General features: G+C 74.6%; 24 protein-coding genes. 10 read left to right on the top strand and 14 right to left on the bottom strand.

All coding sequences use genetic code 11. The features are described 5' to 3' along the window. Positions 1 to 4: 4 nt before the first annotated feature. Together ASG36_RS22900 and ASG36_RS10285 are read right to left on the bottom strand one after the other, a co-directional pair. On the bottom strand, positions 5 to 127 hold the full coding sequence (locus ASG36_RS22900) for a hypothetical protein (protein WP_255354625.1): 123 nt from the start codon (positions 125 to 127) through the stop codon (positions 5 to 7). 177 nt (positions 128 to 304) lie between these two features. Next, positions 305 to 1,249, bottom strand: coding sequence for a DUF2382 domain-containing protein (locus ASG36_RS10285; RefSeq protein WP_055763477.1), 945 nt, complete (start codon positions 1,247 to 1,249; stop codon positions 305 to 307). Positions 1,250 to 1,414: 165 nt separating this feature from the next. Here ASG36_RS10285 and ASG36_RS10280 point away from each other — a divergent pair, with 165 nt between their 5' ends. Then, entirely contained in the window at positions 1,415 to 2,224 is an 810-nt protein-coding gene (locus ASG36_RS10280) for a DUF3097 domain-containing protein (protein ID WP_055763476.1), read from the top strand. Between the two features lie 75 nt (positions 2,225 to 2,299). Here ASG36_RS10280 and ASG36_RS10275 read toward each other — a convergent pair whose 3' ends face one another. From ASG36_RS10275 to ASG36_RS10265, 3 genes are all read right to left on the bottom strand, one after another. Beyond that, entirely contained in the window at positions 2,300 to 3,136 is an 837-nt protein-coding gene (locus ASG36_RS10275) for an aldo/keto reductase (RefSeq protein WP_055763473.1), read from the bottom strand. A 98-nt stretch (positions 3,137 to 3,234) separates the two neighbouring features. Then, positions 3,235 to 4,419: an enhanced intracellular survival protein Eis gene (gene eis / locus ASG36_RS10270; RefSeq protein WP_082523001.1), complete on the bottom strand. Its 1,185-nt coding sequence runs from the start codon at positions 4,417 to 4,419 to the stop codon at positions 3,235 to 3,237. A gap of 13 nt (positions 4,420 to 4,432) precedes the next feature. Next, positions 4,433 to 5,650, bottom strand: coding sequence for an MFS transporter (locus tag ASG36_RS10265; RefSeq protein WP_055763471.1), 1,218 nt, complete (start codon positions 5,648 to 5,650; stop codon positions 4,433 to 4,435). Between the two features lie 98 nt (positions 5,651 to 5,748). Between ASG36_RS10265 and ASG36_RS10260 the strand changes: the two genes are divergently transcribed. The 7 genes from ASG36_RS10260 (at position 5,749) to ASG36_RS10230 (ending at position 10,871) form a co-directional block, all read left to right on the top strand. Further along, a complete protein-coding gene (locus ASG36_RS10260; RefSeq protein WP_055763469.1) occupies positions 5,749 to 6,273 on the top strand; it encodes a hypothetical protein in 525 nt (174 codons plus the stop codon). A gap of 127 nt (positions 6,274 to 6,400) precedes the next feature. Continuing rightward, positions 6,401 to 7,462, top strand: coding sequence for a GTP 3',8-cyclase MoaA (moaA, locus tag ASG36_RS10255; RefSeq protein WP_200944429.1), 1,062 nt, complete (start codon positions 6,401 to 6,403; stop codon positions 7,460 to 7,462). A gap of 1 nt (position 7,463) precedes the next feature. Then, a complete protein-coding gene (locus ASG36_RS10250) occupies positions 7,464 to 7,706 on the top strand; it encodes a MoaD/ThiS family protein (protein ID WP_055763468.1) in 243 nt (80 codons plus the stop codon). A gap of 71 nt (positions 7,707 to 7,777) precedes the next feature. Beyond that, positions 7,778 to 9,181, top strand: a complete 1,404-nt coding sequence (locus tag ASG36_RS10245; protein ID WP_055763466.1) for a hemolysin family protein — start codon at positions 7,778 to 7,780, stop codon at positions 9,179 to 9,181. Then, complete coding sequence (locus ASG36_RS10240; protein ID WP_055763464.1) at positions 9,178 to 10,203, top strand: hemolysin family protein; 1,026 nt, start codon at positions 9,178 to 9,180, stop codon at positions 10,201 to 10,203. The genes ASG36_RS10245 and ASG36_RS10240 overlap by 4 nt, the downstream gene beginning before the upstream one ends. 16 nt (positions 10,204 to 10,219) lie before the next feature. Further along, positions 10,220 to 10,429 (top strand): hypothetical protein, encoded by a 210-nt coding sequence (locus tag ASG36_RS10235; protein WP_055763462.1) that lies wholly within the window; start codon positions 10,220 to 10,222, stop codon positions 10,427 to 10,429. A 124-nt stretch (positions 10,430 to 10,553) separates the two neighbouring features. Next, on the top strand, positions 10,554 to 10,871 hold the full coding sequence (locus tag ASG36_RS10230) for a hypothetical protein (RefSeq protein WP_157498755.1): 318 nt from the start codon (positions 10,554 to 10,556) through the stop codon (positions 10,869 to 10,871). 10 nt (positions 10,872 to 10,881) lie between these two features. On the opposite strand, the gene ASG36_RS10225 is transcribed toward ASG36_RS10230, so the two are convergent. From ASG36_RS10225 to ASG36_RS10210, 4 genes are all read right to left on the bottom strand, one after another. Then, a complete protein-coding gene (locus ASG36_RS10225) occupies positions 10,882 to 12,483 on the bottom strand; it encodes a SpoIIE family protein phosphatase (protein ID WP_235494828.1) in 1,602 nt (533 codons plus the stop codon). A gap of 75 nt (positions 12,484 to 12,558) precedes the next feature. Next, positions 12,559 to 12,993 (bottom strand): molybdenum cofactor biosynthesis protein MoaE, encoded by a 435-nt coding sequence (locus ASG36_RS10220; RefSeq protein WP_235494826.1) that lies wholly within the window; start codon positions 12,991 to 12,993, stop codon positions 12,559 to 12,561. Next, complete coding sequence (locus ASG36_RS10215; protein ID WP_055763456.1) at positions 12,990 to 13,568, bottom strand: NTP transferase domain-containing protein; 579 nt, start codon at positions 13,566 to 13,568, stop codon at positions 12,990 to 12,992. Before ASG36_RS10215 ends, ASG36_RS10220 begins: the two co-directional genes overlap by 4 nt. A 13-nt stretch (positions 13,569 to 13,581) precedes the next feature. After that, positions 13,582 to 14,232, bottom strand: coding sequence for a pyridoxamine 5'-phosphate oxidase family protein (locus ASG36_RS10210; protein WP_055763454.1), 651 nt, complete (start codon positions 14,230 to 14,232; stop codon positions 13,582 to 13,584). Between the two features lie 185 nt (positions 14,233 to 14,417). Between ASG36_RS10210 and ASG36_RS10205 the strand changes: the two genes are divergently transcribed. Continuing rightward, positions 14,418 to 14,792: a DUF2382 domain-containing protein gene (locus ASG36_RS10205; protein ID WP_055763452.1), complete on the top strand. Its 375-nt coding sequence runs from the start codon at positions 14,418 to 14,420 to the stop codon at positions 14,790 to 14,792. Here the strand turns inward: ASG36_RS10205 and ASG36_RS10200 are convergent. From ASG36_RS10200 to ASG36_RS10180, 5 genes are read right to left on the bottom strand one after another with little or no spacing between them, the layout of a single operon-like run. Then, positions 14,780 to 15,838: an ABC transporter ATP-binding protein gene (locus ASG36_RS10200; RefSeq protein WP_055764915.1), complete on the bottom strand. Its 1,059-nt coding sequence runs from the start codon at positions 15,836 to 15,838 to the stop codon at positions 14,780 to 14,782. The two genes, ASG36_RS10205 and ASG36_RS10200, sit on opposite strands and share 13 nt — an antisense overlap. Next, complete coding sequence (gene modB, locus ASG36_RS10195; protein WP_055763449.1) at positions 15,835 to 16,620, bottom strand: molybdate ABC transporter permease subunit; 786 nt, start codon at positions 16,618 to 16,620, stop codon at positions 15,835 to 15,837. The genes ASG36_RS10200 and modB overlap by 4 nt, the downstream gene beginning before the upstream one ends. A gap of 56 nt (positions 16,621 to 16,676) precedes the next feature. Then, a complete protein-coding gene (modA, locus tag ASG36_RS10190; RefSeq protein WP_055763447.1) occupies positions 16,677 to 17,480 on the bottom strand; it encodes a molybdate ABC transporter substrate-binding protein in 804 nt (267 codons plus the stop codon). A 28-nt stretch (positions 17,481 to 17,508) separates the two neighbouring features. Further along, a complete protein-coding gene (locus ASG36_RS10185; protein WP_055763445.1) occupies positions 17,509 to 17,904 on the bottom strand; it encodes a molybdopterin-binding protein in 396 nt (131 codons plus the stop codon). A gap of 58 nt (positions 17,905 to 17,962) precedes the next feature. Then, a complete protein-coding gene (locus ASG36_RS10180; protein ID WP_200944428.1) occupies positions 17,963 to 18,781 on the bottom strand; it encodes a PIG-L family deacetylase in 819 nt (272 codons plus the stop codon). A gap of 82 nt (positions 18,782 to 18,863) precedes the next feature. Here ASG36_RS10180 and ASG36_RS10175 point away from each other — a divergent pair, with 82 nt between their 5' ends. Further along, positions 18,864 to 20,582 carry an ATP-dependent DNA helicase RecQ gene (locus ASG36_RS10175; RefSeq protein WP_082522998.1) on the top strand — a complete coding sequence of 573 codons (1,719 nt, stop codon included), beginning with the start codon at positions 18,864 to 18,866 and terminating at the stop codon, positions 20,580 to 20,582. Positions 20,583 to 20,916: the final 334 nt, after the last annotated feature.

Raw genomic sequence — 20,916 nt, 5'->3', positions numbered from 1 at the left:
CGGGTCAGCGGGCCTTCTGCTTGATCGCGTCGACGGCGCCCTTGAGGCTGGGCTGGGAGGCATTGGTCTTCGCCTTCTCGACCTTGGGCTTCTTGGTCTCGCGACCGCCCTTGTTCTTGCCGGCCATGGTGACTCCTCGCCACCGGCGGACCGGCGGTCGGTTGCGGAGCTCGGTCCGAGGTGGCGTGCGCCTGCGGCTGGACCGACGACGCTACGCGCCCGCGACGCAGCGCAGCCCGCCCCGGTCGGACCGGGACGGGCTGCGCGGGCGTGCTGGTGGTGCTGGCGTTCGGGGGGTGCTGGGTCAGCGGGTGGTGCCGCGACCGTCGGTGCCGCGGGTCGTGTCGACGCCGTCCTGCACCTGCTCGATCTCCTCGTGCGCGACGTCGGCCTGCACGCGCTGCTCCTCGGTGACGGTCTCGGTGCCCAGGCGGACCCGCTCGACCGGCACGGTCTCCTTCTCCACGACGGGACGCTCGGCGTGCAGCGTCACCTCGTGCTCCTCCTCGGTGAGGTTGCCACCGGAGAGGGCGGAGTCGCGGTTGGCGTCGGTGATCGGCTCGCGCTCGACCCGGACCTCCTCGTGCGTGACCGGGACGGTGCGGGTGACGTTCTCGGTGACGACGTGCTTGCGCAGTCGCGCCCGGCCGGTCTCCACGGCCTCGGTGCCGACGGACAGCCGCTCCTCGGAGCGGGTCATCGCGTCGTCGGTGATCGGGCCGGAGGTGTCGCGACCCACGGTGCCGGCGTCGTTGCGGGTGCCGGTGAGGGTGCTGTCGTGGTCCTCGGTGGACCGGGCGGCGTGCTGGCCGCGGTCGTCGAGGTCGTCACCGAGGCGGGCGGTGCCGCCGTCGGTGCGGGTGCCACGGTCGTCGAGGTCGTTGCCCACGCGGGTGGTGTCCGTGGTGGTCGTCGTCGTGTTCGACGAGGTGTTGTTGTCGGCGAAGCCGTAGTGGCGGTACAGCTCCTGCTCCTCCTCGGGGGAGAGGTGCTGGTCGGCGTCGACCTTGGGGGCGTCCTTGACGGCGGCCTTGCTCACCGGGACGCGGACGCCACCGTCGGCGAGGTCGGCGTCACGCAGCGGGACGAAGGTGGACTTCGTGCCGAAGAGGCCGGTCTTGACGGTGACCCACTCGGGGTTGCCGCTCTGGTCGTCGAGGAAGACCTCGGACGCGGTACCGATCTTGTCGCCGTCGGCGTCGTAGACGTCGCTGCCGATGACCTGGTCGATGCTGTTGGTGTCGATCACAGTGGAGCTCCTCGTGTCGGTGCGTGGGGGGTGTCGTGCAAGCTCTCTCCACCACTGCCCGACGAGCCGGGAGGTGGAAACGGCCGGTTCCGGTCCACGTTTCCCAAACACCGTCCGGGCGTGTCGTTCCGCCGGCTCCCTGCGCCGGCTGCGGAGACTCGGTCGGTGCCTCCTCGCTCCCCGTACGACTCGCTCGTGCACCCGCGCACCCAGAAGAAGCCGCTCCCCCAGGTGGAGGCGGAGAAGGACCTGGTGGTCGAGGACCCCAGCTCGGGGTTCGTCGGTGCCGTGGTCCGCTGCGAGAAGGACGTCGTCCACCTCGAGGACCGCTTCGGCCGGGTGAAGGGCTACCCGCTCGGCCCGGGGTTCTGGGTGGAGGGACGCCCGGTGGTGCTGGTGCGCCCGAAGAACCCGGCCGCCGCCGGGTCGGCCCGCAGCGCCTCGGGGTCGACCTACGTCGCCGGCGCCCGGGCCCGGGTGGCCCGCGAGGGCCGGATCTACGTGGAGGGCAAGCACGACGCCGAACTGGTGGAGAAGGTCTGGGGCCACGACCTGCGCATCGAGGGCGTGGTGGTCGAGCCGCTGCACGGCGTGGACGACCTGCCCGGCATCGTGAAGGAGTTCCGCCCCTCGTCGGGTCGCCGACTCGGGGTGCTGGTGGACCACCTGGTCACCGGCTCCAAGGAGACCCGGATCGCCGCCCAGGTCACCGGCGCGCACGCCCTCGTCGTGGGCCACCCGTTCATCGACGTCTGGGAGGCGGTCAAGCCCTCGGTCGTCGGCATCCGCGCCTGGCCGACCGTCCCGAGGGGGGAGGACTGGAAGGGCGGGGTCTGCCGGCGGCTGGGCTGGGAGGACGACACCGGCTACGTCTGGGCCCAGCGCATCCTCGCCCGCGTACAGACCTGGACCGACCTCGAGCCGGCCCTGATCGGCCGCGTCGAGGAGCTCATCGACTTCGTCACCACGGACTGACCCGGACGCACGAGAGCCCGCCCCCTGGTCGGGGACGGGCTCCGTGTCGTGCGTGGCGGCCGCGGCCGCCGGTGATCAGCTCGGGATCATGTTGAACGTGTCCGGGTCGGGGCCGGTCCGCTCGTCCCGGTTGAGCGCGGAGATCGAGGTCATGTCGTCCTGGGACAGCTCGAAGTCGAAGAGCGCGAAGTTCTCCTCGACGCGGCTGCGGGTGACCGACTTCGGGAACACGATGTCGCCGCGCTGGATCGCCCAGCGGAGGGTGACCTGCGCGGGGGTGCGGTGCACGCGCTCGGCGACGCGGACGATCGCCGGGTCGTCGAGGACCCTGCCCTGGGCGATGGGCGACCAGGCCTCGGTCAGGATGCCGCGCTCGGCGTTGTAGCCGCGCAGCTCCTCCTGGGACAGGTAGGGGTGCACCTCGATCTGGTTGACCGCCGGGGTGACGTCGGCCTGGTCGCGCAGCTTGTTGAGGTGGTTGCTCTGGAAGTTCGAGACGCCGATCGCGCGGGCCTTGCCGTCGCGGTAGAGCTGCTCCATGCCCTTCCAGGTCTCGACGAAGTCGATGTCGATGCCCGGCAGCGGCCAGTGGATGAGGAACAGGTCGACCCGGTCCATCTGCAGGTCGGCCAGGGTCTGGTCGATCGCCTTCGCCACGTCGGCCTCGGCGTGGAAGCCGTTGTTCAGCTTCGAGGTGATGAAGACGTCGTCGCGGGAGAGACCGGAGTCGCGGAAGCCCTCGCCGACCTCCTTCTCGTTGCCGTACATCTCGGCGGTGTCGATGTGCCGGTAGCCGACCTCGAGGGCGGTCTTCACGGCCTCACGGGTGTTCTCGGGTTCGATCTGGTAGGTGCCGAAGCCCAGCTGGGGGATCTCGACGCCGTTGTTCAGGGTGATCATGGGGATGGCCATGGGTCTCCTCCTCGTGGTGGTGCGGATGCGGGTGGGGCACGACGCCACAGGCGCGGCCGCTCCCTCTCGCACTACCCGGTCGTGCAGCGCTCAACCGGTCAGAAGTAGTCGAGCAGCTCGGCGCGGGGTCCGCAGGCGAGCAGGTCGAGGGCGGCCGGGTCGCCGCTGCCGCCGGCCAGCCCGGTCTGGCCCAGCGCCCGTCCCCCGGTCGCCGCGCAGTACAGGACGGCGAAGCCCCGCACGTCGAGCCACAGGTCGGGTTCGGTCGCGGCACGCCGGAGGGTGGCCGCCCCGTCGGCGACCTCGAGCTCCCAGTCCCCCGCGTTCCAGGGGGCGACGTCGTCCCGCAGCCGGAAGGAGACGCGACCGGTCACGTGCGCCGGCCAGCCCCGGTCGGCCACGGCGCGGACGACGTCGACCGGGCGGTGCATCCACGCCGTCGCCGAGCCGGCCGACGCCCGCTCCAGCGGCAGCACCGTGGAGAACACGTCACCGGCCAGCAGCGGGACCCGCACCGCGCGCGTCACCGTGGTCCAGCCGGCGAGCACGCCGACCAGGGCACGGGCGGCGTCCGGGGTGGTGGCCAGCAGGTGGTGCACGTCGAGCTTGGACTCGACGCCGTACCCGGTGCCCCGGCCGAACACGAGCGCGCCGACCAGCAGGTCGCCGTCGAACACCAGGGACAGCGCGTCGACGCCCTCGGGAAGAGGGGTGTCCGGGGCCTCGTCGAAGTGCCCGCCGCGGCGGGTGAGCAGCCCCTGCCGCTGCCGGGCGACCCGCTCGTACAGCTCGGTGACCAGCGGCAGCTCGTCGGGCTCCCCCGGCCGCACGGTCAGCCCGTCGACGGCCCGGGTGCGCGGCAGGGCGGCGGTGTCCAGCTCGGTGGCACCGAGGGACCCGGCGACCTCCCAGCCCAGGGACCGGTAGACCGCCGACACGGTCGGGTAGAGCGCGCTGACCGCGGCGCCCCGCTCCCGGGCGCGCACCAGCAGCTCGGTGAGCAGCTGCCGGGCCACCCCGCCGCCGCGGGTCTCGGGCCGGACGGCGACCCCGCTGACGTCCGCGGCGACCACCCGCCGGCCGCCCCACCACTGCTCGTGGGCGACGTCGACGACCTTGCCGACCAGCGTGCCGCGCTCGTCGAAGGCGCCCAGCCGGGTCATCCCGGGCACCACCCGCAGCGCCCGGGCCGGCGCCTCGGCGGGGCCGCCGAAGGCCATCCGGCCCAGCGCCCAGGAGGCGGGCAGCTCGTCGGCGGTCAGCTCGCGGAGGGTGAGAGGCACGTGCCCGACCCTCTCAGGCCGCCACGCGCTCGCGGTCGGGACGTCGCAGCACGACCGCGCCCACCAGGGCCAGCACCCCCGCGGCAGCGGCGCCCAGGGCCGGCACGAGGAAGGCGTCCTGGGCGCCCCAGGCGTCCACCGCGGCACCGGCCAGCGCCGCGCCGCCGGTGACGCCGAGGGTGAGTCCGGTCGACGTCCAGGTCAGGCCCTCGTTGAGCGCCCGGCGGTCGACCCGGCTCTCCACCAGCGACATCCCGGCGACCAGCACCGGGGCGATGGCCAGCCCGGCGAGGAACGCCGCGGCCACCAGCCAGGGCAGGGAACCGACCAGCAGCAGACCCTGCGCGGCCACGCCGAAGAAGACCGCACACGCCACGAACCGGGTGACCAGCGTGCCGGGCAGCCGGACCACGCCGTAGGCCAGCCCGGAGACCAGGCTGCCCCCGGCGTAGGCGGCGAGCGCCACACCGGCCAGCACCGGGGCGCCCTGCACCTCGGCGAACCCGACGACCACGACGTCCATCGCGCCGAACACGGTGCCCACCGCGAGGTAGGCGGTGGCGACGACGACCAGGGTCGGGCTGAGCACCGACGTGCGGGAGCGGCGCTCGCCGGGCGCGGTCTCGGCGACCGGGGGCTGGGTGGCCTCCTGGCGGGCCAGCCAGAACGCCCCGGACACCCCCACCAGCAGCCCGACCACGAAACCGGCCGGCGGGGCCACCAGCGCGGCCAGGAAGGTGATCGAGGGCGGTCCGACGACGAAGACGACCTCGTCGACGACGGACTCGAAGGCGAACGCGGTCTGCCGGTCGTCGGCGTCGTCCAGGGCGTGGGACCAGCGGGCCCGGACGGCGGCACCCACGTTGGCCCCGCACGCCCCGGCGAGGGCGGCGAGCACGAACCAGGACCAGCGCGGGGCGTCGAACACGACGGCGGCGGCGAAGGAGAGCCCGAGGACCAGGTAGGCGATCGACGCCCAGACCAGCACCCGGCCCTGGCCGAGCCGGTCCATGCCGCGGGCCCACTGCGGGCTGCCGACGGCGAAGGCCAGCGACAGCGTGCCGGCCACGGCACCGGCCAGGCCGTAGCTGCCGGTCTCGCCGGCGACGAGGAGCACCGAGCCCAGGCCGACGGTGGACATCGGCACCCGGGCGAGCCAGCCGGCGAAGGAGAAGGCCCTCGAGCCGGGGACGGTGAAGATGCGGGCGTACGGGGAGAACGGGTTGAGCACGGGATCGATCTCGACTTCCTGGCCACAGGCGGAGACAAGGGGGCTTGCCGGACTCCCGGGTGGCAGCCCGATCGTAGGGGGCGGGGCAGGATGCCCGCGTGGCCACGTCGACCGTGTTGCGTCCCCTCACCCGCCGCCGCGACGACGTCGACCCGCACCGCGCGGAGAGCCGGGTGGCCGCCTACGTCTACGGCAACGTGCTGGTGCTGGCCGCCGTCGTCGGCACCTCCCCGGCGACGGTCGACTCCGGGACGGCGGTGGTGCTCGTCGTGGGCACCGTGCTGTCCACCTACGTGGCGCACGTGCTGGCGCACTCGATCGGCGCGCTGTTCACCGGGGGCGACCGGCGCCGGGTCGCGCAGGCGCTGCGGGACGCGACCCCGATCCTGAGCTCGGGCGTGCTCCCGGCCGCGCTGCTGCTGGGCACCGCGCTGGGCTGGCCGTCGGAGCTGGTCGGGCAGTCGCTGGCCTCGGCCGTCGGTGTCGTCCGCATCGCCGGGGTGGGCCTGGTCTACCGGCGGCTGCAGGCCGACGTCCCGCTGGGCCGCGCGGTGCTCGTCGGGGTCACGGCCTCCGCGGTCGCCCTGCTCGCCGTCGTCCTCAAGCTGACCCTGACCCACTGAGGGTGCAACCCTCCGCAACCCGCCGGTGCGGCTCCCCCGCGCCAGCACGTCCGCACCTGCGGAACCCGTGGTGACGGCGCCCACAGTGCCCGGTGCCGGTGACGGAGGCCGCTCTACAGTCGGGCGGGTGACGACGCCGAGCCCGCTGCCCGACCCCCAGGTCCGCGTGCCCGACCCGGTGCTCGGCGCCCCCGGAACCGGCGGTCTGGTCGACCGGCACGGCCGGACGGCGACCGACCTGCGGGTCTCCCTCACCGACCGCTGCAACCTGCGCTGCAGCTACTGCATGCCCCCCGAGGGCCTGGACTGGCTGCCCAAGATCGAGCAGCTCACCGACGACGAGGTCGTCCGGCTGGTGCGCATCGGCGTGGAGCACCTGGGCATCGAGGAGGTCCGGTTCACCGGCGGCGAGCCGCTGCTGCGCCCGGGTCTGCCCGGCATCGTCGCGGCCACCACCGCACTGCTCCCCCGCCCCGAGGTCAGCCTGACCACCAACGCCGTCGGGCTCTCCCGGATGGCACCGGCGCTGGCCGCGGCCGGTCTCGACCGCCTCAACGTCAGCCTGGACACCCTGGACCGCGCCCGGTTCAAGGAGCTCACCTTCCGCGACCGGCTGCCCGACGTGCTGGCCGGGCTGAAGGCCGCCAAGGACGCCGGGCTCACCCCGGTCAAGGTCAACACCGTGCTGCTCAAGGGGATCAACGAGGACGACGCCGTCCCCCTGCTGGAGTACTGCCTGGAGCACGGCTACGAGCTGCGCTTCATCGAGCAGATGCCGCTGGACGCCCACCACGCGTGGACCCGCAGCGAGATGGTGACCGCCGAGGACATCCTGGCCAAGCTCACCGCCAGGCACACGCTGGTGCCCGACGTCCAGGAGCGCGGTGCCGCCCCGGCCGAGCGCTGGCTGGTCGACGGCACCGACCTCACCGTCGGCGTCATCGCCTCGGTCACCCGCAGCTTCTGCGGGGCCTGCGACCGCACCCGGCTCACCGCCGACGGCCAGATCCGCAACTGCCTGTTCGCCCGCGAGGAGTCCGACCTGCGCACCGCGATGCGGGACGGCGCGACCGACCAGGAGCTGGCCGACCGCTGGCGGATCGCCACCCTCACCAAGCTGCCCGGGCACGGCATCGACGACCCGTCCTTCCTGCAGCCCTCCCGGCCGATGTCCGCGATCGGCGGCTGAGATGGCCGTGACCGTGCGGTACTTCGCCGGCGCCCGCGCCGCGGTCGGCGTGGACACCGAGACCCGGGACGCCGGCTCCCTCGACGAGCTGGTCGGTCAGATCGTCGACCAGCACGGCGAGAAGCTCGAGCGGGTGCTGACCGCCTGCTCGTTCCTCGTGGATGGAACGTCCACGCGGGACCGCGCGTTGAGGCTGGGACCCGGGGCAGTCGTCGACGTGCTGCCCCCCTTCGCCGGAGGCTGATCCACCCCGCTCGTGAGCTCGCTGCCTCACCTACCCGAGACACCTGCCCGTCCCCCCGTGGGGGTCCAGCCGTGATCGAGTGGCTGCTGGTCCTCGTCGGGATCCTGCTGATCGCGGCCTGCGCCACCTTCGTCGCCTTCGAGTTCGCCCTGGTCACCGTCGACCGGTCGACCGTCGAGCGCCGGGCCGCCGACGGCGAGCGCGGGGCCGACGGCGTGCTGGCCGCCATGCGCACGCTGTCCACCCAGCTCTCCGGCGCCCAGCTCGGCATCACCGTCACCAACCTGGCGATCGGCTTCGTCGCCGAGCCCTCGATCGCGGCCCTGCTCGCCGGGCCACTGGAGTCGGTCGGGCTCTCCGGTGGGGCCGCCCGCTCGGTGTCGATCACCCTGGCGCTGGTGCTGGCCACCGTGCTGACGATGGTGTTCGGCGAACTGGTACCCAAGAACCTCGCGATCGCCAAGCCCTTCGAGGTGGCCAAGGCCGTCTCGGGCTTCCAGCGCGGCTTCACCCGGGGCACCGCGCTGGTCATCCGGCTGCTCAACGGCTGGGCCAACGCGATCCTGCGCCGGCTCTTCACGGTCGAGCCCCAGGAGGAGCTGGCCTCGGCCCGCTCCCCCGAGGAGCTCACCTCCCTGGTCCGCCGCTCGGGCACCACCGGCACGCTGGGCGCGGAGACCGCCGCCCTACTCGAGCGCGGACTGGCCTTCGGCGAGCTGCGGGCCAGCGACGTCGCCACCCGACGGGTGCAGATGTCCTCCGTCCGCGGCGACGACCCGGTCGCCGTCGTGCTGGCCACCGCCCGGGACTCCGGGCACTCCCGCTTCCCGGTGCTGTCCGCCGACGGCGTGGACGACGTCATCGGGTTGGTCCACGTGAAACACGCGCTGTCGGTCCCCCGCGACCGCCGCACCGGGGTGTCCGTGGCCGACGTGATGGTCGAGGCGCTCTTCGTGCCCACCTCCCGCCAGCTCGACGACCTGCTGGTCGACCTCCGGCGGGGCTCGCTGCAGATGGCCGTGGTGGTCGACGAGTACGGCGGCACCGACGGCGTGGTCACCATCGAGGACCTGGTGGAGGAGCTCGTCGGTGACCTCACCGACGAGCACGACGACGACGCCGACGACTCCGACGTCGACGACCGCGGCGACGGCACCTGGTCGGTGTCGGGCCTGCTGCGTCCCGACGAGGTGGCCGCGGCCACCGGTCTCACCGTCCCCGGCGACCGGCACTACGACACGATCGGCGGGCTCGTGCTCCACCACCTGGGTCGCATCCCCGAGGTCGGCGACCGGGTGGAGGCGCTTCGCCAGCTCCCGCCCGAGCTCGCCGAGGAGGCCGAGGGCCACCCCGGTGGCGTCTGGGTCGAGGTGACCGTCGTCGACGGCACCCGGGTGGAGCGGGCCGTGGTCGGCGAGCTCCTCCCCGAGGTCGACGCGGCGAACGACGACGAGCAGAGCGGGGTGCCGGCGTGAGCGACTGGATCGGCGTGCTCGTCGCCGTCGTGCTGCTGGGTGCCAACGCGTTCTTCGTCGGCGCGGAGTTCGCGCTGATCTCCGCGCGCCGCTCCTCCATCGAGCCGATGGCCGAGGCCGGCAGCCGCCGGGCCCGCACCACGCTGCACGCCATGGAGCGGGTGTCGATGATGATGGCCGGCGCGCAGCTGGGCATCACCGTGTGCTCGCTGGGCCTGGGCGCGATCGGCGAGCCGGCCGTGGCGCACCTGCTCGAGCCGGTCTTCGACGCCGTCGGGGTCCCCGAGGGCGCGGTCTACCCGATCTCCTTCGTGATCGCGCTGACCGTCGTCGTCGCCCTGCACGTGGTGATCGGCGAGATGGTGCCGAAGAACCTGGCCCTGGCCGGCCCGGACAAGGCCGCGCTGCTGCTGGCCCCGCCGCTGGCCGCCGTCGTCACCGTGCTCAAGCCGGTGATCTGGACGATGAACGCGCTGGCCAACGCCGTGCTCCGGCTGCTGAAGGTCGACCCCAAGGACGAGGTGACCAGCTCCTTCACCCGCGACGAGGTCGCCGGGCTGCTGGACGAGTCGCGGGCCGGCGGGCTGCTCGACGCCGCCGACCACGACCTGCTCACCGGCGCGCTGACCCTGGAGGACCGGGAGACGCGCACCGTGCTCATCCCGCGCGCCGAGCTCACCGTGCTCTCCCCCACCGACGACGCCCTCGCCGTCGAGCGGGTCGCGGCGGTCACCGGGTTCTCCCGCTTCCCGGTGGTCACCGACGGCGAGCTGAGCGGCTACGTGCACGTCAAGGACGTGCTGGTCGCCGATGGCGAGCCCGACGTGCAGGTCGCCGACATCACCCGCCCGCTCCCGCGGGTGGACGCCGCCGCGGACCTGCGGAGCACGCTGCAGACCATGCAGGCCGACCGGGCGCAGCTGGCCGCGGTGCTCGACGACGGCGTCGTGGTCGGTGTCGTGGCCCTGGAGGACATCCTCGAGGAGCTCGTGGGCGAGATCCGGGACAGTGTGCACAGATGACCAGGGAGGAACGGACATGAGCGTGTTCGACAGGGCGAAGGCCAAGGCCGAGGAGCTGCTGGGCAGGGCGACCGAGGTCTACGGGGAGTCGCACGGCGACGCCGCGGCGGAGGCGGCCGGCGAGGCCCGCCGACTGGAGGGCGAGGCCGAGGAGGAGGCGTTGGAGGCCCGCGAGGCCGCCGAGCGCCGGCACCCCGACGACGACGGGCTCGCCGGCGCCCGCTGAGCGCCCCCCGGGAGTCGCGCGCGACGCGCCGGTGCCGGGTTGCCGTCCGGGTCGACCGGGCGGGACCCTGGCGCCGGTGCAGCGTCGCGCCGCCCCCGTGTCCCCCAGCACCGAGGAGCAGGTCATGACCGCACCCGAGGACGTCCAGCACGTCGAGGTCACCGAGGGCGGTCGGCTGCTCGCCTCCGCCGACGTGGTCGGTGACGAGCACGCCGCCGTCGCCGCCCTGCACGTGGAGGCCGGTCAGCTCCCGGCGGGGACCCGCACCCGGCTGGTCGACGCGGTGCTCGACGCCCCGACCGTCGCGGGCGCCGAGAGGCTCACCACCGCCGGCCCGGCGGGCGACGCCGAGGTGGCCGACCGGCTGCGGGAGCGGCTGGACGACGTCGAGCTGCGCGCCGCCGGCTCCACCACGTTCACCGACGGCACCGTCCCGCACTGAGCGCGGGTGGTCAGGCCAGCCGGACGGCGACCAGCGCCACGTCGTCCTCCGGCCGGCCGTGCACGAGCTGTTCGACGAGCTCGTCGCACAGCTCGGTGAGCGGCCGGGTGGCGAGGGTCCCCACCAGGGTGCGCAGCCGCTCGAGGCCGGCGTCGAGGTCCTCGCTGCGCCGCTCCACCAGCCCGTCGGTGAACAGCAGCACCGTGGAACCGGGCTCCAGGTCGACGGTGTGCTCGCGGCGGCCGGTGGTGCTGTCCACGCCGAGCAGCAGGTCGCCGTCCCAGCCACGGGCGTCCAGCAGGGTGCCGTCGGGCCGCAGCACCACCGGCTCGAGGTGCCCGGCGTTCGCCCAGACCAGCCGGGCCGTGCCGTCGGCCGCGGGCGGCTCCAGGCGGGCGACGGCGGCGGTGGCGAGCACCTGCAGGTCCAGCAGGGCCATGGCCGCGTCCAGCCCGCGCAGCACCTCGGCCGGCCCGGCACCGGAGTAGGCGGCCACCCCGCGGAGCAGCCCGCGCAGCTGGCCCATCGCGGCCGCCGCGGCGGTGTCGTGGCCGACCACGTCCCCGATCACCAGGGTCATCGCCCCGTCGGGCTGGCGGAAGGCGTCGTACCAGTCACCACCCACCCGGGCGGCCTCGACCGCCGGGATGTACCGGACGGCGACCTCGGCGTGCTCGGGCTGGACCGGCTGGGTGAGCATGCTGCGCTGCAGCTCCTCGGCCAGCTGGGCCTGCTGCCGGTAGAGCCGGCCGTTGTCCAGCGCCAGCCCGATCCGGTCGGCGACCTCGCGGGCGGTGGCCAGCTCGTCCCCGACCAGCGGCCGCCCGTGCTCGCACCACAGCGTGATGACCCCCAGGGTCCGGCCGCGGCCCAGCAGCGGCAGGTAGACCCCGCTCCCGTCGGCGAGCTGGGCCTGCAGGTCCCGGGCCTCGCCCGGGGGCAGTGACCCGGCGATCTCGGCGTGGGTGGTGGTGACCGGCTCCTGGGTGCCCAGCGCCCGGATCAGCGGGGTGTCGGCGGGCAGCGCCCCCAGCCGCAGCTGCACGTACCGGGCGAGCACCCCGCGCAGCCGGGCGTCGGCGTGCCAGCTGCCCACGTCGTGCGGGCGGCCGTCGTCCTCGATCACGGTGACCACGGCCCAGTCGGCCAGGGCCGGCACCAGCAACCGGGGCAGGCGGGCCATCGACTGCACCGGGTCCGGGGAACCGGCGAGCTCGCTGCTGACCCGGGCGAGCACGGCCAGCCGCTCCTGCGCCCGGCGCCGGTCGCTGACCTCGGTGAAGAACAGGTGCAGCCCCGGTCCGGCGGGGACGGCGCGGACCTCGAACCAGGTCTCCAGCGGCTCGGGGTACCAGGCCTCGACGGCCTCGCTGACCCCGGTGGCCCGGACCCGCTCGTAGGTCTCGCCGAAGGCGTTGTGCCGGTTGTCCGGGAAGGCCTCCCAGTAGTCCCGCCCGAGCAGCTCCTCGCGGGGGCGGCTCACCGCGTGTTCGGCGGCGGCGTTGACCTGGGTGATCGTCCAGTCCGCGTCCAGGGCGAGGAAGCCCACGGGCATGCCCTCGACGACCTGCTCCGCGCCCTCCACGGTCAGCTGCTCCCTGTCGTCGTCCACCGGTGCCCCGTTGTGCCACACCGGACCCGTCCGCGGCAAGCAGCCACCCCCGGTCGTGACCGCGACGTCACCTGCTCAGGGGCAGGCCACCCACTCCTCGGCGCCGTCGCCGAACACCTGGCGCTTCCAGATCGGCAGCCGGGCCTTGACCTCGTCGACCAGCTCGGCGCAGGCGGTGAACGCCTGACCCCGGTGGCTGGTGGACACCGCGCAGGCCAGCGCGACGTCGCCGATGCCGAGCAGGCCCACCCGGTGGCTGACCGCGACGCCGTGCACCTCGGGCCGGGCGGCGAACTCCGCGGCGATCTCCTCGATCAGTGCCTGCGCGGTGGGGTGCCCGACGTACTCCAGCTCGGTGACGGTCTTGCCACCGTCGTGGTCGCGGACCACGCCGGCGAAGGAGACGGTCGCCCCGGCCGCCGGGTGCGCGACGGCGTCCTCGTGCGCGGCGACGCTCAGGGGCTTCTCGGAGATCACGGCGATGGCAGGCAGGACCCCAGGCTGGCTCACGGTTCGACGCTACCCGGCGGGGTGTCCCAGTCGGTGGGGTCGGCGAGCCCGGTGCAGTCGACCTCGACCACCTCGGCGGCGTGCGCGGCCAGGTAGCTGCGCGCGCCCTCGTCGCCGGTCGCTGCCTCGGCCACCCCGGCCCAGTGGTCCCGGCCCAGCAGCACCGGGTGCCCCCGCACGCCGTCGTAGGTGGGGACGACGAGTGCACCCGGGGCGGCGTGCCCGGCCAGCCGGTGCAGCGCCTCGGCGGTCATGCCGGGGACGTCGACCAGCAGCACCAGGACCGCGTCGATCCCGCTGCCCAGCGCCTGCAGCCCCTGGATCCCGGTGCGCAGCGAGGACGCCATCCCCGACTCCCAGTCGCGGTTGCCGACCACGGTGGCGCCGTCGAGGTCGGCCCGCTGCCACACCTCGAGCATCGAGGCGCCGAGCACGACGAGCACCGGGTCGCAGGCCGCACGCGCCGTCCGCACCGCGCGCTCGACGAACAGCGACCCCTCGTGCTCGACGAGCGCCTTGGGCATCCCGTAGCGACGGCCGCCCCCGGCGGCCAGGACCAGCGCGGCGACGGACACGACCGCAAGCCTCTCAGGAGGTGCCGGTCTGCACCTTGCCCACGTACTCCTCGAAGGTGATGGTGCCGCCCTCGTCGGCGGTCCGGCCCGCGTCGGGCAGCACGTCCTGCACGACGTCCAGGCGCTTCCACGAGGGCCGCGGCGCCTGCCCCTCGTCGTCGGGCACGTACTCGCTGGCCCGGACCCGCTCGTGCACGTGCACGTAGCGGCCGCAGTTGGGGAAGACCTCGTCCACCGTGGCCCGGGTGACCAGCGAGGCGCCGGGCCAGCGGGCGAGCAGCTCGTCGTCGGCGCTGACGCTGGCGGTGGCCTGCACGCGCACCCGGTTCGGGGTCTCCAGGTCGATGAACAGCAGCCCGATCCGGCCGGTCTCGCTGGCGTTGCCCATCGACAGGAACATGCCGTTGCCGTCGTAGTGCGGGAAGGCCAGCGTGCGCTCGTCGAGCACGGCCACCACGCCCTGCGGCCCGCCCTTGTAGGAGACCGTCGGGCGGCCCTCGCCGTCGACGGTGGACAGGAAGAAGAAGTCCCGGGAGGCGATGAACGCCGCGGACCCCTCGTCGAGGGTGTCGGCGACGATCGCGGCCTCGAGCCGGTCGGCCAGCGGGCGGGACTCGAAGTGGTCCTGCCACCCGCGCTGGGAGTCGGTGAAGAACGTGGTCACGGTGTCTCCTCGTCCCCGGCCGCGACGCTGCGGACCGGTGTCGCCCCACCCTCCCCCGGTCGCCCGCCGCACGCCCCTCGGGGACCGGGCGTCGGCGGGTCGCGTGTCGGACCCCCGGCGCGGTGGGCAGGGACCGGGTGTCGTGCTCACCGGCCCGGCCACACCTGCTGCCGACCGGAGTCCCCGTGACCGTCGAACCGACCGAGATCGTCCGCTCCGAGGAGCGGCTCACCGGGACCACCGAGGTCGTGCCCTACGCCCGCGCGCGGCTGCGGGTGGAGACCACCACCGAGGAGGTGCTGGTGCCGGTGACGATCACCCGCCAGCACGCCCGGGTCGAGTACGTCGACGCGCAGGGAGCCCCGGTCGGCCCGCGGCCGGCCGAGCAGGCCGGCGACTGGGTGACCCTGCACGTGGACGAGCCGGTGGTCAGCACCCGAGCGGTCCCGGTCGAGCGGGTCCGGCTGGTGACCGGGTGGGTGGCGGGCACCGCGCAGGTGCAGGCGCAGGTCGCCCACGAGGTCGTCACCGAGGAGCTCGGCCCCGCTCAGCGCGGGTAGACCGCCACCTCCGAGGCCTTCACCGACGCCCAGAGCGCGGCCCCGGGCACCAGCCCCATCTCCGCGAACGCGGTGGCGGTGACGTCGGCGGTCAGCGGCACCTCGCCGTCCAGGTCGCAGCGCACCGTGGAGCCGTGCGGGGTGGCGGCGACCAGCGTCGCCGGCCACACGTTGCGCGGGCTGCCCTCGGGGCGGGCCAGGTACAGCGACACCGTCTCCGGGCGGACGGCGACGAACACCGGCCCGTCCGCGGCCTCGCCGGTGGCGACCCGGCCCCCACCCTCGAGGTCGACCGTCGTCCCCACCGCCGTGCCGGGCAGCAGCGACAGCCCGACCAGCCGGGCCACGTAGTCGGTGCGCGGCATCCGGGCGACCTCGGTGGGGCTGCCCTCCTGCACCACCACGCCGTCCTCGACGACCACCACCCGGTCGGCCAGTGCCATCGCGTCCACCGGGTCGTGGCTGACCAGCACGGTGCAGCCGCCGAACGCGGCCAAGTGCCGGCGCAGCTCGGCCCGCACGGTCAGCCGGGTGCGGGCGTCCAGCGCGCTCAACGGCTCGTCGAGCAGCAGCAGCCGGGGCTCCCCCACCAGCGCCCGGGCCAGGGCCGCCCGCTGGGCCTGCCCGCCCGAGAGCTGGGTGGGCCGCCGGTCGCCGAACCCCTTCAGCCCGACCCGGGCCAGCCACTCCTGCGCCGTCGCCCGGGACCGGGCCTTGCGCACGCCGCGGGTGCGCAGCCCGAAGGCGACGTTGTCGGTGACGCTCAGGTGCGGGAAGAGCAGGTGGTCCTGGAAGACCATGCCCAGGGGCCGCTCGTGGGCGGGCACGTGCCGGGTGTCGTCGTCCCAGACCAGCTCACCACCGGGGACGTCGATCGCCACCCGCCCGCCGTCGGGGGCCAGCAGCCCCGCCAGCACCCGCAGCACGGTGGACTTGCCCGCGCCGTTGGGCCCCAGCACGGCCAGCACCTCGCCGTCGGCGACGGTCAGGTCGACGTCGACCAGCAGGGCCCCCCGCCGGACGACGACGTGCGCGCGCAGGCTCATGCCGCCGGGGTCCCCGAGCGGCCCAGCCACCGGTCGCGCAGCAGCAGCAGGGTGGCCAGCGAGACCCCCAGCAGCACCAGGGACAGCACGATCGCGGCCTCCGGGTCGCTCTGCAGGGCCAGGTAGACCGCCAGCGGCATGGTCTGCGTCGTCCCCGGGAAGTTGCCGGCGAAGGTGATCGTGGCGCCGAACTCCCCCAGGGCCCGCGCCCAGCAGAGCACCGCACCGGCGGCGACCCCGGGCAGCACCAGCGGCAGGGTGACCCGGCGGAACGTCGTCCACCGGTCGGCGCCCAGCGTGGCCGCGGCGTCCTCGAAGCGGGCGTCGGCGGCCCGCAGTGCGCCCTCGACGCTGATCACCAGGAACGGCATGGCCACGAAGGTCTCGGCGATGACGACGGCCGTGGTGGTGAACGGGATCGTGTAGTCGAAGGTCTCGAAGAGCCAGCGCCCGACCATGCCCTGCCGGCCCAGCACCAGGAACAGCGCGACGCCGCCGACCACCGGCGGGAGCACCAGCGGCACCGTGACCAGCGCCCGCAGCACCGAGCGGCCGCGGATCGTGGAGCGGGCCAGCACCCAGGCCAGCGGGACGCCGAGCACCAGCGAGAGCAGGGTCGCCAGCGTCGCCGACACCAGCGAGAGCCGGAGCGCCTGGCCGATCTGCGGCTCGGCCAGCGAGCTGAGCAGCTGCGACCAGGGCGCCCGGACGACCAGGCCGACCAGCGGCAGGACGAGGAAGAGGACCCCGAGCAGCGCCGGCACCAGGAGCGGCGCGGGCACGCCGGTGCCCCGGGGCCGTCGTCGGCGCCGGGGCGGGGCGGTGGTGCTGCTCAGGCTCAGGCGCCGGGGCTGCGGAAGCCGGCGTCGGTGAGCGCCTGCTGGCCGGCGTCGGACTCCACCAGGTCGAGGAACGCCCGGGCCGCCTCGGGGTTCGGTGCCGCGGCGAGGGTGGCGATCGGGTACTCGTTGACCGCGTCCTCGGCCTCCGGGAACGTGATGCCCTCGACGCTGTCCCCGGCCGACTGCACGTCGGAGGCGTAGACCAGCGCGGCGTCGACCTCGCCCAGCTCGACCTTGGTCAGCGCGGCCCGCACGTCCTCCTCGAGGGTGTCGGGCTGTGCGGTGACCCCGGCGGCCTCGAACACCTGCTCGGCGGCGGCGCCGCAGGGCACGTCGGGGGCGCAGACCGCGAGCGTCAGGTCGGGGTCGCCGAAGTCGTCGATGCCGGAGACGTCGGCGGGGTTGCCCTCGGGGACGGCGATCTCCAGCACGTTCTCGGTGAACACCGTGGGGTCGCCCTCGGCGAGGCCGGCGTCGGTGACCACGGTCATCTGGGTCTGGTTGGCGCTGGCGAACACGTCGGCCGGGGCGCCCTGGCCGATCTGGGTGGCCAGCGCCGAGCTGCCGGCGAAGTTGAACTCGACCGTCAGGTCGGGGTTGTCGGCCATCAGCTGGTCACCGAGGTCGGTGAACACGTCGGTGAGCGAGGCCGCGGCGAACACGGTGAGCGTGCCGCTGAGCCCGGCGTCCTCCGTTCCCGCCGTCGACCCGGCAGCGGCGTCGGAGGACGACGAGCCGCCGCAGGCGGTCAGGCTCAGCAGTCCGGCGGTGGCCAGGACCAGGGGGGCACGCAGTCGCACGGTGGGACCTCTCTCGACGGTGAGGGGATCAGGGGACGTCGACGCTGACCTGCGTCGCCTTCACGGTGGCGACGGCGCGGACACCGGTCTCCAGGCCGAGCTCGTCGGCGGCCTCGCGGCTCATCAGCGAGACCATCCGGTAGGGCCCGCACTGGATCTCGACCTGCGCCATGACGGTGTCCCGGACGACCCGGGTGACGATGCCGGTCAGCCGGTTGCGGGCGCTGGAGGAGCGGGTGAGGCCGGGCTCGGGCGCCTCGTGCAGGGCGGCGGCCACCCGGGCGAGGTCGGTGCCGTCGACCTGCGCGGGACCACTGCCGCCCCGGTGGGCCGTCAGCCGGTCGCTGTCGATCCAGCGGCGCACGGTGTCGTCGCTGACGCCGAGCAGCTCGGCCGCCTCGGCGATCCGGTAGGTGGCGGTCACAGGCGCACCTTAGACACGCAGATGCGGAACGAGCAACCGGTGCCCGCCGCAGCTGCGGCTAGCGGAGCCCGGCGAAGAGGTCGTCCTCGACCGGGTCGCCGACGGCGCGGGGCGGTCGGACCCGCACGAAGGCCTCGGTGCCCATGAGCGCGGCGAACGTCTCGACCGGGAACTTCAGGAACACGATGTTCTCCGCCTGGCTGGCGTGGGCGGCCAGCGAGTCGCGCTTGTGCCCGGCGAAGGCGGTGGCGTCCACCTCGGCGCCGACCTCGTCGTCCTCGACGCCCCACACCGGCTGGTCGCCCTCGGGCTCGGGGAACTCCACCCCGGCCTCGCGCACCAGCTCGCCGAACCGGGCGAACGAGCTGCGCCGGATGGTCGAGAAGTAGAGCTTGGCCGGGGAGCCGGTCAGCTCCAGGGCCGCCAGCGTGATGCGGTGGGCCTGGATGTGGTCGGGGTGGCCGTAGAAGCCGTTCTCGTCGTAGGTGACGACGACGTCGGGCCGGTGCTGCTCGATCAGCTCGGCCAGCCGGGCCGCCGCCTCGTCCACCGGGGTGGTCCAGAACGAGCCCGGGGCGTCGTTGGACTCCCAGCCCATCATCCCGGAGTCCAGGTACCCCAGCTGGTGGGCGTGCGTGATGCCGAGGACCTCGACGCTGGCGGCCAGCTCGGCCTCCCGGAGGGCCACCACCTCCTCGGTGCTGTGCCCCTCCTCCCCCGGCTTGACCGTCCCGCTGTCGCCCAGCGCACCGTTCGTGCAGGTCACCAGCACGGTGGTCACGCCCTCGGCGGCGTACTTCGCCAGCACGCCGCCGGTCGACGTGGCCTCGTCGTCGGGGTGGGCGTGCACGGCCATCAGGGTCAGCGAGCGGGTCACGACGACCAGTGTGCCGCCGCCCGCACACGCCCCCCACCAGGCACCTGTTTGACGATCTCGTGGAGCGGGGCAGCAGGGTCGGGTGACCAGCGCCAGCGTCGTTTCCTCCAGCCGGACCGCCGACCGCCCCACCGCCGGGGCCACCGCCTCGGTCCGCACCCGGCGGATCCGGCAGAGCGCCCGTGAACTGCTCGCCGTCGACCCCCTCGCCTTCCGGCCGGGTCAGGAGGAGGCCCTGCAGGCGGTCTGCGCCGGCCGGGACACCCTGGCCGTGCTGCCCAGCGGGGCGGGCAAGTCGCTGGTCTACACGGTGGCCGGGGAGCTGCTGGACGGACCGGTGGTCGTCGTCTCGCCGCTGATCGCCCTCCAGCGCGACCAGGTCCAGCGCCTGCAGGCCCTCGGGCTCACTGCCGCCCTGCTGAACTCCGCCGAGTCGGCAGCCGACCAGCAGGCCGCCCTGGACGGTCTGCGTGACGGGACGGTCCGCTTCCTCTTCCTCGCCCCCGAGCAGCTCTCCCGCGCCCAGGTCGTGGCGGCGCTGGCGGCCACCGCGCCGGCGCTGCTCGTCGTCGACGAGGCGCACTGCGTGTCGGCGTGGGGCCACGACTTCCGGCCCGACTACCTGCGGGTGGGTGCCGTGGTCGAGCAGCTGGGCTCCCCCACCGTGCTGGCGTTGACCGCCACCGCCTCTCCCCCGGTGCGCAGCGAGATCGTCGAGCGGCTGCGGATGAGCGACCCGGCCGTCGTGGTGGCCGGGTTCGACCGTCCGGAGATCGCCATCGAGGTCGAGCACCACGCCGACGCCGACCGCAAGACCGCCGCGCTGCTCGACCGGGCCGTCGTCGAGGCCGGGCGCGGGGTCGGCATCGTCTACAGCGCCACCCGGGCCGGCACCGTCGAGCTCGCCGAGGCCCTGGTCGAGCGGGGTCTGCGGTGCCGGAGCTACCACGCGGGGCTGCGCAAGGCCGAGCGCGAGGACGTGCAGCGGGCGTTCATGGCCGACGAGCTGGACGTCGTCGTGGCCACCACGGCGTTCGGGATGGGCATCGACAAGCCCGACGTCCGGTTCGTGCTGCACGCCGAGCCCGCCGACTCGGTGGACAGCTGGTACCAGGAGATCGGCCGGGCCGGCCGGGACGGCGAGCCCGCCGTCGCCGTGCTGTTCTTCCGCCAGGAGGACCTCGGGCTGCGCCGGTTCTTCGCCGCCGGCGTGCCCGCCGAGGAGGACCTGCAGCACGTGGCCGGCCTGGTGCGGGCCGGTGCCGCCGCCGGGGTGCAGGTCGACGTCGCGGCCCTGCGCGAGGAGACCCACCGGGGAGCCAGCCCGGTCACCCGCGACCTGAACCTGCTCGAGCAGGTGGGCGCGGTCGTGCTCGCCGACGACGGCACGGTCACCCCGGCCCCCGACGGCCCGGCACCCGGCGCCGCGGCCACCGCGGCCCGGCAGGCCGCCGAGCACCACCAGCGGGTGGACGCCTCCCGGGTGGAGATGATGCGCGGGTTGGCCGACACCACCGGCTGCCGCCGTCAGCACCTGCTGGGCTACTTCGGTGAGGAGCTCGCCGAGCCGTGCGGGAACTGCGACACCTGCCGGTCGGGCTCGGCGGCCGCCGTCCCGCCCCCGGCCCGGGACGGCGACTTCCCCGTGGACAGCGCGGTGGAGCACAGCGAGTGGGGTCCCGGCGTGGTGATGCGCGAGGAGGGCGACCGGATCGTCGTCCTGTTCGAGCAGGCCGGGTACCGCACCCTGGCGACCGCCGCGGTGCGCGACCACCAGCTGCTGCGGCTGCGCGCGGCCTGAACCCCGGGCAGCCGGACCCGGCGCGCACCGCGGTGCCGCGCCGGATCCGGGCCCGTCCCGGGGCGGTCCCCCGACCCTCCCGGGACGACGGCCGACCAGGTCCCCCGACCCACGGTCGTCCGCCGGCGCTGAGCGTCCGCGAGACCGTCGGACTCCGGTAGTCCCCCGCAGGTGGTACAGCCCCGGTCGTCACCGTGCGTGCCGAGCGGGGCGTGGGAACGGTCCCGACCTCACGGTCCGTGGCCACCCGGACACGCCGTGGGGCACCGGCACCGACCCGCGCCGGAAAGGGCCCCGCGCGGCCCGGGCGTGGGCCACCATCTGCGCACCGGCG

This window comes from Geodermatophilus sp. Leaf369 (assembly GCF_001424455.1).
Taxonomy (GTDB): domain Bacteria; phylum Actinomycetota; class Actinomycetes; order Mycobacteriales; family Geodermatophilaceae; genus Klenkia.
Note: the sequence above shows the minus strand (reverse complement) of the source record. Positions and strands in the feature narration are given on the sequence as shown.

What these genes read in the sequence shown, in the direction of transcription:
- ASG36_RS22900 (WP_255354625.1), bottom strand. Translation starts at nt 127, where the DNA reads ATGGCCGGCAAGAACAAGGGCGGTCGCGAGACCAAGAAGCCCAAGGTC.
- ASG36_RS10275 (WP_055763473.1), bottom strand. Translation starts at nt 3,136, where the DNA reads ATGGCCATCCCCATGATCACCCTGAACAACGGCGTCGAGATCCCCCAG.
- ASG36_RS10250 (WP_055763468.1), top strand. Translation starts at nt 7,464, where the DNA reads ATGGCCGTGACCGTGCGGTACTTCGCCGGCGCCCGCGCCGCGGTCGGC.
- ASG36_RS10235 (WP_055763462.1), top strand. Translation starts at nt 10,220, where the DNA reads ATGAGCGTGTTCGACAGGGCGAAGGCCAAGGCCGAGGAGCTGCTGGGC.
- ASG36_RS10230 (WP_157498755.1), top strand. Translation starts at nt 10,554, where the DNA reads ATGACCGCACCCGAGGACGTCCAGCACGTCGAGGTCACCGAGGGCGGT.
- ASG36_RS10200 (WP_055764915.1), bottom strand. Translation starts at nt 15,838, where the DNA reads ATGAGCCTGCGCGCGCACGTCGTCGTCCGGCGGGGGGCCCTGCTGGTC.